Here is a 13,709-nt window from a genome sequence, read left to right on the forward strand (position 1 = left end):
ATGAAGTGAGGGGTAAAAGTGGGTACAATCCTGAAAAAAACTTTATAAATATGTCGGATGTTGACTTCTAATTATATAGATCGCAAAAAATATTGACAAAAATGCTGAAGTTTGTTTCATTGTTTGTGGAAAAGATATATATTTGCAGTCTGAAATCTGTAAGAAACGAAATATAATATTGAATATTAAATACTTAAAGAAAATGACAAAGGCGGACATAGTGAATGAAATTTCAAGAACCACCGGTATCGAGAAAGCAGCGGTACAAACGACAGTAGAGGCTTTTATGGAAGCTATCAAAGGTTCTGTGATTGATGGAAAAAACGTATATTTAAGAGGTTTTGGAAGTTTTGTTGTGAAGAAAAGAGCTGAGAAAACCGCTCGTAATATTTCAAAGAATGTAACGATCAAAATTCCTGAACACTTTATTCCTTCGTTCAAGCCTTCGAAGAGTTTCGTCAATCAGGTGAAAGATCAAGTAAAATAAGAAAGGAGTGAAATTATGCCAAGCGGAAAGAAAAGAAAAAGACATAAGATGGCCACTCACAAGCGGAAAAAGAGACTGAGAAAGAATAGACACAAGAAGAAGTAGTCATCGTTTGTGAGTTAGAAGTTATAAACCTAAGGGCTAGGCCTTTAGGTTTATTTTGATTGATACATTAATTGATCAGGTAGTGAATACTGAGTTAGTCATAGATGTAAAAGCGGAAGAAATTGTGATCGCTTTATTGAAAGATAAGCGATTGGTAGAGTTGACAACGGAGAAGACTAGCGTTAAATTTGCTGTAGGAGACATTTTTTACGGGAAGGTAAAGAAGATCATGCCCGGTTTGAATGCGGCTTTCGTGAATGTCGGTTACGAGAAAGATGCTTTCCTGCATTACCTTGATCTCAGTCCCCAGTTTTATTCTCTGGTTAGTTATATAAAACAATGTATAGCACGCAAGGGAATGCCTGTCGCCAGGTTGAAACTGGAGCCGGAAATCAGTAAAAACGGGAAAATAGGGGACGTACTCACCGTGGGGCAATATGTTGCCGTTCAGGTAGCCAAGGAACCTATTTCAACCAAAGGCCCGCGCTTGACGTCGGAGTTGAGTATTGCCGGGCGTCACCTAGTTCTGATGCCTTTCTCTGAAAAGGTGTCCGTGTCACAAAAAATTAAATCGGTCGATGAACGGAAACGTCTGAAACGACTGATTGAAAGTATACGCCCCAAGAATTACGGGGTGATCGTGCGAACTGTCGCCGAGGGCAAGAATGCCGAGTTGTTCGACAGTGAATTAACAGAACTTGTTGAGCGGTTCGAGACCGCTTTCAAACATCTTCGGGATATCGAACCTCCCAAGTTGATTTTAGGGGAGATCGACCGAACCAGCGTCATTCTCCGGGATATTTTGAATCCTTCGTTCGAGAATATTTATGTGAATGATCTAGCCTTGAGTAAAGAAATTAAACGTTATATCAGCACGATAGCTCCGGAGAAAGAGGATATCGTTAAATTTGTTTCAACCGATGTCCCGATCTTCGATCATTTCGGGGTGGACAAGCAAATCAAGTCTTCGCTGGGACGAACTGTTTCGTTCAAGAACGGGGCGTACCTTATTATAGAACATACCGAGGCTTTCCACGTGATAGACGTGAATAGTGGGAATCGCGTGAAGCTGGGGGATGATCAGGAGTCAAACGCCCTGGAAGTGAATCTTGCCGCGGCCGACGAGGTGGCTCGCCAGTTGCAGTTGCGCGACATGGGAGGAATCATCGTGATTGATTTTATTGATATGCAACAAGCGGATAATCGCCAGAAGTTGTTCGATAAGATGCGCACGGCTATGGAACTCGATCGAGCCAAACATACCATTCTTCCTTTAAGTAAATTCGGGTTGATGCAAATCACACGTCAGCGGGTACGTCCGGAGATGACCGTGACTACCACGGAGACTTGTCCCGTGTGTCATGGAACGGGTAAAGCCGATGCCGCCGTGTTGGTGGTTGATAAGATAGAGGATCAATTGGAATTCTTGGTGGAGGAGAAGAAAATTAAGAATTTGGTATTGAAAGTGCATCCTTTCGTGGAGGCGTATCTTAAAAAAGGTTTTTGGTCATTGCGTCGGAAGTGGGCTTTCAAGCATCGGATTCACCTGAAGGTGGTGGGTGTACCTTCTTTCTATATTTACGAATATAAGTTTTTTAATCGTTTTAATAGAGAAATTGAAGCTGAATAGGTGTTTTTACTTACAGATTCTCGTTCTCGTCTTAAATCGATGTTAAAATAGTACCATGAATTTGTGTGAGAACAAATTATATGGTACTTTTGCGTCCACTGTGTGATAATGCATACGATTTCGAGAAGCATGCAAATTGATGTTTTATTAAATAATTTTTTATGAAAAAGAGACTATTAACGTTGATCTTTACGTTGTTCGTGGGAACCTTTTCGGTTTTCGCTCAAATGTCTGACCCGACAAGTTGGACGTTTTCCCAGAAGAAAACCGGGGATAACGAATACGCTTTAACTTTTAAAGCAACCATTCAACCCGGGTGGACGGTGTACTCCATGTCGACCCCGGAAGGCGGTCCCATGCCTACATCAATTAATATTGAGAACGTGGGTGCGGGTATCGAATTAGTAGGGAAGGCCGTGGAGGATGAACCACATAAAAAGCATGATGACGTTTTCGGGGTCGATGTATTGTATTACACCGATAATTATTCCGTGACTCAAAAAGTTAAGGTTACTGATCCTTCGATTACTGTCGTGAAAGGATCTGTTGAATTTCAGGCTTGCCAGGAAGGTGCTTGCGTACCGGGTGAGAAGGATTTCACGATCGAGCTAGGAAGTAAAGGTGGTGATAATGCGACTGTTGCCGCGACAGAAGAAACAAAAAGCGCGACCGAGGATGATTCCTTGTGGATATTTTTCTGGGTGGCTTTTGGTAGCGGTTTGCTCGCGGTTGTGATGCCTTGCGTGTTCCCGATGATCCCGATGACGGTGTCGTTCTTCATGCACGGGGATTCCAGTAAAGCCCAGGCAAGAGCGAAAGCAATCTTCTTTTCCTTGTCTATTGTCGGAATTTATACCGCGTTGGGGTTGATTATCTCTTTCTTGTTAGGACCGGGATTCATCAACTGGTTGAGTACAAACTGGATTCCTAACGTTTGTTTCTTCATTATTTTCATGATTTTCGCAGCTTCTTTCTTCGGAGCTTTCGAGATCGTGTTACCGTCTTGGATTGTAAATAAATCAGATAAACAAGCGGATAAAGGTGGATATATCGGAGCTTTCTTCATGGCTTTCACGTTGGTGTTGGTATCATTCTCTTGTACCGCCCCGATCGTTGGAACCGTGTTGGTTGAGGCTGCTCGCGGATCTGTATTGCGCCCGATTATCGGTATGTTAGGATTCTCTATCGCCGTGGCGTTACCTTTCGGATTCTTCTCGTTCTTCCCTTCAAAATTAAGCAATCTTCCGAAATCAGGAGGTTGGTTGAATTCCGTGAAGGTTGTGTTAGGATTTATAGAGGTTGCCCTTGGATTCAAGTTCTTGATGGTAGCGGACCAGACTTATCACTGGGGATTATTAGACCGTGAGGTTTACATCGCTATCTGGGTAGCCGTGTTCACGTTACAAGCATTGTATTTGATGGGTAAACTTAAATTCGCTCATGATAGTGATTTACCTTATATCGGAGTGCCGCGTTTGATCATGATCATTATTACCATGTCATTCGTGATCTATTTGATCCCGGGTATGTTCGGAGCCCCGTTGAAGGCTTTGGCCGGATATTTCCCGCCGCAAGAAACGATAGACTTCGATATTAATCGTATTGTTCGTGACAACGCTAAAGAAATCATGAAGAGTGGCGTTCATTTTGGAGACGCGCAGAAATCATCTAAGGCTGTTGCTGACGAGCCTGTAAAATACTCTGATTTCTTGCACTTGCCTCATGGTTTGGACGGATATTTTGATTACGATCAAGCGTTGAAGGCTGCTCAAGCTCAGGATAAGCCTTTGTTCATTGACTTCACGGGGCATGGTTGCGTGAACTGCCGTGAAATGGAACAGAGTGTATGGTCTGATCCCCGAGTACTTGAAATGCTGAAGAATGATTATATCATCGTGGCTCTTTACGTGGACGATAAGACCAAATTGCCCGCAGAAGAGGTATACGTGTCAGAGTATGATGGGAAAAAGAAAAACACGCTTGGAAAGAAGAATACGGATTTCCAAATCAAGCAATTCGAGTCGAATGCTCAACCGAATTATATCTTGTTAGATAGCCGTAAAGGTAATGATAAAGTATTGAAACCGCATGTATTACAACCTGCTAGAGGTTATAATAAAGATCGCGATGCTTTCGTGAAATTTTTGCAAGACGGTTTGAAAGAGTATAAAGCTCGTGCGAACAAGTAATTATTGATTGGTCATTGTATAGAGAAAGCCACCTGCAAGGGGTGGCTTTCTTGTTTTTACGTGATTTTGGAAAAAGAAATATTATCTTACCTTTACTAGCATGACGAATTTGATTTGCTGATATTTATTTTCGAGAGAATATCTGATATATGGAAAAAGCCTTTTTGTAATGTATTGTAGAGGAATACGGGGGTGAGAGTGTGAAAGAGAGATGGTTGAAAGTACATTTGCGTTTAACCATCCCTCTTTTATGCTGTATTCTCTTTAAGATATTTCTAGTATTCTCGCCAACGGTTAATTTTCCGACTTGTAATAATGACGGGATGCAGAATGATATCACTCCGATTATCAGTACCACGAATCCCCCGATCACGAACGTGTTGGTGATCCCGACGTGGTCGGCGATGAATCCGGTACTCATCAGTCCGAGCATGGATGGTAGCATGCTGATGCTCATGTAGATCGAGAATACTCGACCGAGTATTGCAGGGGCTATTTTGGTCTGGATGACAGCTGTGAAGGATGCGTAGTATATCGAACCTGTAACCCCTTCAATTGCTGTTAATACTGCGAACCAGATAAAACCACTCGGAGGCAGAAGGCCCGATAACATGAATCCCGTACCTAGTACGATGTACATTAAATTGATCAGTACGATTTTATTGATCTTGTACTGTCGAGCGCTTAAAGCGACACCTCCCAGTAAAGCTCCTGCTCCCCATATCGCTTCAATCAGGCTCATCTGGTAGGCATCCCCTGAGAAATGATTTAAGGTCATTAGCGGGAACAAGACACTGACCGGCATGATGAAAAACGTGGCCAGAATGGATAGGGTCAGGAGTAATGGCATACTTTTGTGGCTGTACACTTCCCGTTGGGCTTCCCGCAGGTCTTGCAGGATGTTTTGTTCTCCTGCATTCTCGCTAGGTTCCGGGTTCGGAATCTTCACGAACAGAAGGGAGGTACAGGCAATGGCGGCTCCGATCACGTCGAGCATGAGAACGTAGGTCATGTCGAGCATGGTTATGGCTAAGGCTCCTAGTGCGGGGCCCGCGATACTACAAGCAGATTGGATCATCTGGTTGATCCCGGCAATACGTAATAATTGCGATTCGGGTGCCAGTAGCGGAATTGATGCTTGCATGGCAGGCATGTGAAAGGCCGAGCCCACGGAACGTAAGGCCAGAAGCAGGTATATCTGCCATACTTCAACTTGGTCAAAATAAAATAGTATGGCCAGAAGCAGCGTGCAGAGCGCTATGAAACTATCCGAGAAGATCATGGTTAGTTTGCGGCTCCACCGATCAATGAATACCCCGGAGAATATTCCCAACAGGGCTTGTGGTAATAAGGCGGCGATCGTTGCGAATGCTAGTGTTTCTGCCGATTTCGTTTCAAAGGTCAGCCATAGAATGATCGCGAAGTTGACAACGGAACTCGTCAGTATGGAGAAAAATTGTCCCGTCCATATAATAGTGAATACTTTCTTCCAGTTATTCATGGTATTTTTTATCAGTTTTGATTGGAGGATGACAAACCTTGTTTGTTTTGTCAAACACCTCTTGATTTAATATAAATATGAAATATACTTTCCGAATACGTGGAAAGTTATGAAAAAGGCCGGAAAAGGAATGTCCGGAATAAAATCAGGCTCTCACCCTATATGCTACGCCCTTGTTTAAATTTGGAATCTTCATAGATTGTATAAAACATAAATTTTTACAAATATAAAATTCTATAAGAAATAATCCTAGAAATGTGGGGAAAATATCTTTGTTTGAGATATTATTTTATAATTTTCATACCTTTGTAGACGTGGAGGGTCTGTGAAGGCCGTATGAAATGATAATTCGTGTAAAATCTTGATCCATGGAAAGTAATCCTCAACTGGAGTTGGCGTATGATTTTTTGGAGTATACAGGGGTGAACGTGTTTCTGACAGGGAAAGCAGGGACAGGGAAAACTACATTCTTGCGTGAACTGAAGCAACGCTCTCCCAAACGGATGGTTGTGGTGGCTCCCACGGGTGTCGCGGCTATTAATGCCGGGGGCGTGACGATCCATTCATTTTTCCAGTTACCATTCGGACCTTATATCCCGGGTGCCACGGAGAGGGTGGAACAAGGGGGAAAGATGCAATTCACGCACAAGTTAAACCGGGAAAAGATTAATATCATCAAGACAATTGATTTGTTGGTGATCGACGAGATCAGTATGGTACGGGCGGATTTGCTTGATGCGGTGGATGATATGTTGCGGCGTTACCGGGGGAAGAATGAACCTTTCGGTGGGGTACAGTTGTTACTGATCGGTGATTTACAACAGTTGGCACCCGTGGTGAAAGAGGAGGAATGGGGATTGTTGAAACAGCATTACGCTTCGGCTTTCTTTTTTGATAGTAAAGCGCTGGCGGCAACCCGTTACGTGGCGATCGAGTTGAAGCACGTGTACCGACAACAGGATCAGGTTTTTGTGGATTTACTGAACTGCGTTCGGGAGAACCGGATTGATGCTTCGGTGTTGGGCGTGTTGAACCGGAGGTATATTCCCGGTTTTCAACCTTCGGATGACGAGGGGTATATCACGTTGACAACGCATAATCATCAGGCGCAGCGGATTAATGATGTGAAGATGGCGGCGTTGTCGACAAAGGCTTATTCGTTCAAGGCAGAGGTAAAGGATAATTTTCCCACTTTTTCGTATCCCACGGAGGAGACGCTGGTGTTAAAACAAGGTGCGCAGGTGATGTTCGTGAAAAATGATTCATCACCGGAAAAACGTTATTATAACGGGAAGATTGGTAAGGTCACGAAAATTAATGACAATTCAATTGAAGTCGTTGGAAAAGAGGATGGTTTGGTCATCCAGGTGGCAAAAGAGGAATGGACAAACACGAAATACACGCTGGACGAGGAAACCAAGGAGATCACGGAGACGATCGAGGGAACGTTCAAACAATACCCGTTGAAGACGGCTTGGGCTATCACGATCCACAAGAGTCAGGGGTTGACTTTTGAGCGGGCGATCGTGGATGCTAATGCGGCATTTGCTCACGGGCAGGTGTACGTGGCTTTAAGTCGTTGTAAGACGTTTGAAGGACTTGTGTTGAGTTCTCCTGTAACCACTCGTTCGTTGGTGAGTGATGATGCTGTCGATCGGTTCGTGCAGGACGTGGAGCAGCGAGAACCGGATCGAGATGAGTTACAACAGGCTCGGCAGTCGTATTTCCGAGAGTTGTTGTTGGAGCAATTTGATTACGAGGCGATCCGTTGGAGGTTGCATTATCTGTATCGGGTACTGGACGAGCAGTTGCGTCGGTTGTATCCCGACTGGGTGGAGCGTTACCGGGTGGCCGGTGCGGAATGTGCCGAAAAATTGTTGGCGGTGGCGGAACGGTTCCAGAATCAGTTGGAGCGATTGATGCCGGAAGAGGGGGATTACGAGCATGATCCGGTGATCGCACAACGGGTGAAAAAGGGTGCAGAGTATTTCCGAGAACATACTACGGCGATTTTCGGTGATTTCTTGGATGAGGTGATACCGGAGATTGATAATAAAGAGGTGAGGAAGTTGGTGGAACAGAATATGGAGCGTTTCCGGGGAGAGATCAATTTAAAGTTGGAGACCTTGAAGGTGATCGGGGATAATTTTTCCGTGAAAATGTACTTGCGAGCTAAGGCAAAAGCACTGATTGATGCCCCGAAAGTTAAGGTCAAGGCCAAACGGGCAGGAGCGGATAAGGTGGAGGTTTCTCCCGATATTTTGCATCCGAAATTGTACACGATACTTCGGAATTGGCGGAACAAGGAGGCGGAACGATTGAAATTGCCTGTCTACACGGTGTTACAGCAAAAAGCGTTGTTGGGTATCAGTAACACGTTGCCCACGAATTCCAAAGAGTTACTGGCAGTGCCCGGCGTCGGGAAAAAGATCGTGGAGCATTATGGGGCGGTGTTGCTGGATATGGTAGATGAGTATCGGTTTCAGCAGAAGTAGGGATATGTATGTCATGAGTTCGTTTATGTAGTTATTTTATAGAGTATATCTATAATTCGGGATTTTTGTGTAAGTTTGTGACGGACATAGTGGGTTATGTCTATTATTTTTTTAGGATGGATCAGAAAATTCAAGATTTTATAAACGGTATTAATGGTAAAAATGCTAAAGCGTGGGAGAGAATCTATGTGGATTATTACTCTCCTCTTTGTCATTATGCCATGAGAATTTTGAATGATCAAGAGCAGGCTGCGGATTTGGTACAGGCTGCTATTATAAAATTGTGGGAGACTCCACTGCATTTTGATGATATATCGGCTTTTAATGTTTATCTCTACCGAACGGTAAATAATAATTGCCTGAAGATGATCCGGGATAAAAACCGGGAGGATCAGCGTTTGAAGGAATGGGCTTTTTTCACGGAAGAGTTTGAATCGGAATCTTTATCGGCGATTGTTTTTGAAGAGGTTATACGTAAGTTGCGGCACGTGATTGATGAGATGCCTCCAAAACGAAGAGAAGTGATCTTGATGAGTATGAAGAAAATGAAAAATGAGGAGATTAGTGCTGAGTTGAATATTTCACAGAATACGGTGAAAAAGCATAAAAAAGAGGCTTATGCTGTTATTAAGAAGGCAATACAGTCAGACCTTTTTTTATTTTCCATCTTTTTTTGTTAAAAGTATATTTTCGAGGTACCCGTTTCCGCTTTTTGGGATTTATTAGTAAAATAAATTTCAAAAGATAATGGACAATTTGAAAATATACGTGAGATTATCCGATTTGCTATATAAAGATATGCTTGGATTAGCTGATGAAGAGGAAAAGCGGGAGCTGGATACTTTGTTGGTTACATGTAAGTTGAAAGGTTTGGACCGAGAGAAGATTATTGCTCGTTTACAGGAAAAGGATGTTTTTGACGGAAAAGAGGCTCTCCAGAGATTCAAAGAATTGAAGCGGGTGGGGAAAGGGCATCGGCGTTGGATCCGGTGGACTTCGGTTGCGGCCTCAATTGTCGTGTTGATTGTTGTCGGATTGTGGTTAAGTCAAGAGGTTAAGTTTGAAAACAACATGGTTGTGTCCGGAGTAATTAATCCGGGACAGAGTCGTGCTGTTGTTACATTGGCGGATGGACAGCAAATTATTTTGGAGCAAGCGACCCGTAAAATTGAAGAAAGTGATGGAACGATGTTACATTCCGATTCCGGGGCGTTGGTTTACACGGCAAATATTGAAAAGATATCTTCTGTGGTAATGTATAATACGGTGTCAATCCCACGGGGAGGAGAATATCGGTTGGAATTAGCAGATGGCACGAAAGTTTGGTTGAATGCAGAGACTGAGTTGAGATTCCCAGTTAATTTCACGGGAGAGAGAAGAGAGGTTTATTTGAAGGGAGAAGCTTACTTTCAAGTAAAACGAGATGAAAAACATGCCTTCATGGTGCATACGTCTATGGGTGTTGTGGAGGTGTTGGGAACGAGTTTTAATGTTCGGGATTACGAGGGGGAGCAAGAAGTTGTGACGACTTTGGAGTCGGGAAAAGTGATGTATGTTTCGGAAGGATCGAAAGAACAGGTAATTTTGGAACCGGGATATCAAACATTAGAAAAGAGATCTTCTCAGGTTGAAGTGAGGAAAGTTGATCCGATACAATATATAGGCTGGAGAGAGGGAAAGTATGTATTTGAGGATATGGCCTTGGAAGATATTATGCAAACGTTGTGTCGCTGGTATGATATAGATGTAGTTTATGCGGACCCAACCGTGAAAAAGTTTCATTTCACGGGTGATCTGGAGCGTTATGAGAGTATAAATGTATTTTTGAATTTTATAGAAACGGGTGGAGATGTGAAATTTAGGACGGAAGGAAAAACAATTATAATTGATAAAAAATAAATACGGGTGTTTGTTGGCACTAGACCCGTATTTATCAGGTGAACATTAATAAATTAATGAAACATTACAAAGGTATGAAAAAAAATTGTTTCTATGGGCTTGGTGTGCCCTTTCATTTGAAAAAATGGTTGAAAGTCATGAAGCTATGTTTGTTTTTTATGTTTGTTTTGCATTTGGGGGTATCAGCTTCAGGATGCGCTCAGCAAAAGGTATCCCTGTCGATGGAGGATGTTACTCTTGAACAGGTGTTAAAAGAGTTGAAACGACAAACAGGTCTTCGCTTTTTTTACAGTGTGGAAAAAGTGAGGAATGAACAGAAGAAAGTGGTAAATATTAAAAATGATGTTCTTGAAGATGCGTTGAAAAATGTGTTGAGAGGTACCGGTTTGACATTTACGATTATGAATGATGTGGTGGTGATTAAGGATGAGATTTTGGTTGCACTCGACAGTATCAAAAAAGAACCTGTGGTAGTAAAGGGTATCGTGAAAGATAAAGCGGGACTTCCTTTACCCGGGGTGACGATTGTTATTAAGGGAACTCAGGTCGGGTGTGTGAGTGATATTGATGGTAAATTCAATTTCTCGGTTCCTGAAATTAATAATTTAGTTCTTCAGTTTTCTTTTGTCGGGATGATTACGAAAGAGGTAAAGGTGATAAATAACAAACCTTTGGATGTAGAACTAGAGGAGGATGTACAGAGTATGGATGAGGTGATTGTAACGGGATATTTCACGAAGTCCAAGAGTGCTTATACGGGGTCTGCCGTTGTGGTAAAAGCAGAAGAGTTGAAACGAATTAGTCCGACGAATTTATTTAAAGCGTTGTCAGCTTATGAACCCTCTTTCCAGATTGTGGAAAATAAGGAAGTCGGGGCTGATCCGAATGCCGTACCGGAGATTTTGATTCGTGGTAAATCAAGTTTTGAAGGAAAGTCGAATCAGCCTCTTTTTATCATGGATGGTTACGAGATATCTATAGAACAAGTATTTGATACAGATATCGAGCGAATCAAACAAGTTACGATTCTGAAAGATGCGTCAGCTACAGCCATATATGGTTCGAGAGCGGCTAATGGCGTTGTCGTGATTGAAACCAAAATGCCGGAGCAAGGGAAATTATCCGTGAGTTATTCGTTTAATGCGACGATCGAGGCTCCGGATTTGACAGATTATGATTTGCTGAATGCTTCCGAGAAGCTTCAGTTTGAAGAATTAGCGGGGGTGTATAAAGATCCGGAAGGAAATGTAGCCAATCAGATGAAGTTGGATAAATTGTACGAGCAGAGGCATAAAGAGGTTGAGCGCGGCGTGAATACGTACTGGTTGTCTCAACCTTTACAGACCTCTTTTCGACATACTCATTCCTTGTCTTTGGGAGGGGGGAACGAGAGATCACGTTATGGCGTGAACTTGAATTACGGGGCTAATCCCGGGGTGATGAAAGGATCAACTCGCGATCGCTTTGGTATAAGTTTCACGTGGACTTACAATATTGCTAATAAGTTTCGTATCGGAAATGTGTTGTCTGTAAATCAGATAAAATCGGAAAAAACGCCATACGGGGAGTTTAGTACGTACACGAAGTTAAACCCGTATGAACGAGCAAAAGACGAGAAGGGAAGGTGGATTTATCTTTTATCGAATGGGAATCCTAATCCGTTAGTTGATGCTCATTTGAATAGTTATGACAAGACAGAAAGTACGTCTTACACGAACAATTTTGATATTGAGTGGTATATTATTGAAGGTTTGCGTTTAACAGGTCGTTTTTCGTATTCTTTTGGAAATAATGATGCGGATAAGTTCATTTCACCGAAGGATAGCCGATATTTACAGAAGGCAAATAACGAGAAAGGATTTTATTCATCGACATCGGGAAGGACGAATTCCATGGATGGTAACCTTGTCTTGAATTTCTATCATCAATGGGATAGACATATGTTTACTCTTGTCGGAGGTTTAAATATGCAGAGTAATAAGATGAATTCAACTTATTTTTCAGCGCAAGGTTTTTTGAATGATAATTTGACGAATTTGGATTTTGCATCACAATACGAGGTGAACACGAAACCTTCCGGGAAAGTGGAGGAGGATCGTTTAATCGGTTTCTTTGCGAATGCTAGTTATGCTTACGATAATCGGTATATGTTTGATTTATCTTATCGTACGGACGGTTCTTCCAAGTTTGGTAAAAAGGATCGTTTCGCACCTTTCTGGTCTGCAGGTTTTGCCTGGAATATTCATAACGAGCATTTTTGGGGCGAACAAGGTTGGCTGACGCAGGCTAAAATACGGAGTTCTTTGGGATATACGGGGAACGTGGAATTCAGTCCTTACCAGTCACAAACGATGTATATATATGATAAAGATAATATCTATATGCATGGTGTGGGAGCTGATATAAAAGCTCTTGGGAATGATAATCTGAAGTGGCAACGAAAGTTTAGTTTTAATTTGGGGGCTGATCTTGATTTTTGTGAAGGACGTTTTTCCATGTCAGCAGAACTGTTCCGAGAAAAGACGAAAGATTTGTTATTGGATATGAGTATTCCTCCTTCTTTGGGTTTTGCAACTTACACGGAGAATATCGGAGAGATGGAGAATCAAGGTTGGGAGTTGAGTTTACGAACACAGATTCTTCGGAATGCGAAACGGGATTTATACTGGTCTTTGAGTTTTGGTACAAGTAATAGTAAAAACAAGATTACGAAGATTAGTAATGCCCTCGGTAAGAAGAATGAGGAAAATAATCAGGAAGAAACGAAAAAACCTGTTCCTTTGTATGAGGAGGGAGAATCGACCGAGGCACTGAAAGCCGTACCTTCATTGGGGATTGACCCGGAAACGGGAAAGGAAGTCTTTTTGAAAAAGGATGGAACGTACACAACGGTCTGGGATTATCGGGATAAGGTAGTCTGTGGAAGTACAGTGCCGGATTTCCGGGGAAGTGTCAATTCTTTCTTGAGTTTTAAAGGTATCAGTTTGAATTTTTCCTTGAGTTTTGAGTACGGGGCAAAGACGTATAACTCGACTTTAGCGGAGAGAGTGGAAGGGGTTGACCCGAATAGCAATGCGGATCGTAGGGTGTTGAAAGATCGTTGGAAACAGCCAGGAGATAAGACGTTCTTTAAGAATATAGCCTTGAAAGAGGATGTATCTAATTTGACAACTCGTTTTGTTCAGGATTATAATCATTTAAGCATAGGTAGTGTTTCCTTGGGATATGATTTGAAGAAGAATATTTGCAAAAAAATTGGTCTTAACGGTTTGCGCTTTTCATTCAATATGAGTGATATCGGACGTTTTTCTACTGTGAAGGAAGAACGGGGATTGAGTTATCCTTTCTCTCGTCAGTTTACTTTTTCATTGTCTGCTCAATTGTAATAATAATTAAAATTCAG

General features: G+C 42.3%; 8 protein-coding genes. 7 read left to right on the forward strand and 1 reads right to left on the reverse strand.

Features of this window, described 5'->3' with window-relative positions; genetic code table 11:
* Positions 1-175: 175 nt before the first annotated feature.
* The 3 genes from DWW52_RS14820 to DWW52_RS14830 all read left to right on the forward strand — a co-directional run bounded on the left by DWW52_RS14820 (position 176) and on the right by DWW52_RS14830 (position 4,411).
* Positions 176-487, forward strand: coding sequence for an HU family DNA-binding protein (locus DWW52_RS14820; RefSeq protein WP_255418996.1), 312 nt, complete (start codon positions 176-178; stop codon positions 485-487).
* Positions 488-674: 187 nt separating this feature from the next.
* Positions 675-2,222, forward strand: a complete 1,548-nt coding sequence (locus DWW52_RS14825; protein ID WP_118716356.1) for an Rne/Rng family ribonuclease — start codon at positions 675-677, stop codon at positions 2,220-2,222.
* Between the two features lie 161 nt (positions 2,223-2,383).
* Positions 2,384-4,411: a thioredoxin family protein gene (locus tag DWW52_RS14830; protein WP_118716286.1), complete on the forward strand. Its 2,028-nt coding sequence runs from the start codon at positions 2,384-2,386 to the stop codon at positions 4,409-4,411.
* Positions 4,412-4,535: 124 nt separating this feature from the next.
* Here the strand turns inward: DWW52_RS14830 and DWW52_RS14835 are convergent, their stop codons facing one another.
* Positions 4,536-5,912, reverse strand: coding sequence for an MFS transporter (locus DWW52_RS14835; RefSeq protein WP_118716287.1), 1,377 nt, complete (start codon positions 5,910-5,912; stop codon positions 4,536-4,538).
* A gap of 368 nt (positions 5,913-6,280) precedes the next feature.
* On the opposite strand from DWW52_RS14835, the gene DWW52_RS14840 reads away from it, so the two are divergent.
* The 4 genes from DWW52_RS14840 to DWW52_RS14855 all read left to right on the forward strand — a co-directional run bounded on the left by DWW52_RS14840 (position 6,281) and on the right by DWW52_RS14855 (position 13,692).
* Positions 6,281-8,407 carry an HRDC domain-containing protein gene (locus DWW52_RS14840; protein ID WP_118716288.1) on the forward strand — a complete coding sequence of 709 codons (2,127 nt, stop codon included), beginning with the start codon at positions 6,281-6,283 and terminating at the stop codon, positions 8,405-8,407.
* A gap of 116 nt (positions 8,408-8,523) precedes the next feature.
* Entirely contained in the window at positions 8,524-9,087 is a 564-nt protein-coding gene (locus DWW52_RS14845) for an RNA polymerase sigma-70 factor (RefSeq protein WP_148315381.1), read from the forward strand.
* A gap of 67 nt (positions 9,088-9,154) precedes the next feature.
* Positions 9,155-10,306, forward strand: a complete 1,152-nt coding sequence (locus tag DWW52_RS14850) for a FecR family protein (protein WP_118716290.1) — start codon at positions 9,155-9,157, stop codon at positions 10,304-10,306.
* A 74-nt stretch (positions 10,307-10,380) separates the two neighbouring features.
* Positions 10,381-13,692 carry a SusC/RagA family TonB-linked outer membrane protein gene (locus DWW52_RS14855; RefSeq protein WP_158582620.1) on the forward strand — a complete coding sequence of 1,104 codons (3,312 nt, stop codon included), beginning with the start codon at positions 10,381-10,383 and terminating at the stop codon, positions 13,690-13,692.
* Positions 13,693-13,709: the final 17 nt, after the last annotated feature.

The organism is Odoribacter sp. AF15-53 (genome assembly GCF_003479425.1).
Taxonomy (GTDB): Bacteria; Bacteroidota; Bacteroidia; order Bacteroidales; family Marinifilaceae; genus Butyricimonas.

What these genes read in the sequence shown, in the direction of transcription:
- DWW52_RS14840 (WP_118716288.1), top strand. Translation starts at nt 6,281, where the DNA reads ATGGAAAGTAATCCTCAACTGGAGTTGGCGTATGATTTTTTGGAGTAT.
- DWW52_RS14855 (WP_158582620.1), top strand. Translation starts at nt 10,381, where the DNA reads ATGAAAAAAAATTGTTTCTATGGGCTTGGTGTGCCCTTTCATTTGAAA.
- DWW52_RS14850 (WP_118716290.1), top strand. Translation starts at nt 9,155, where the DNA reads ATGGACAATTTGAAAATATACGTGAGATTATCCGATTTGCTATATAAA.
- DWW52_RS14830 (WP_118716286.1), top strand. Translation starts at nt 2,384, where the DNA reads ATGAAAAAGAGACTATTAACGTTGATCTTTACGTTGTTCGTGGGAACC.
- DWW52_RS14845 (WP_148315381.1), top strand. Translation starts at nt 8,524, where the DNA reads ATGGATCAGAAAATTCAAGATTTTATAAACGGTATTAATGGTAAAAAT.
- DWW52_RS14835 (WP_118716287.1), bottom strand. Translation starts at nt 5,912, where the DNA reads ATGAATAACTGGAAGAAAGTATTCACTATTATATGGACGGGACAATTT.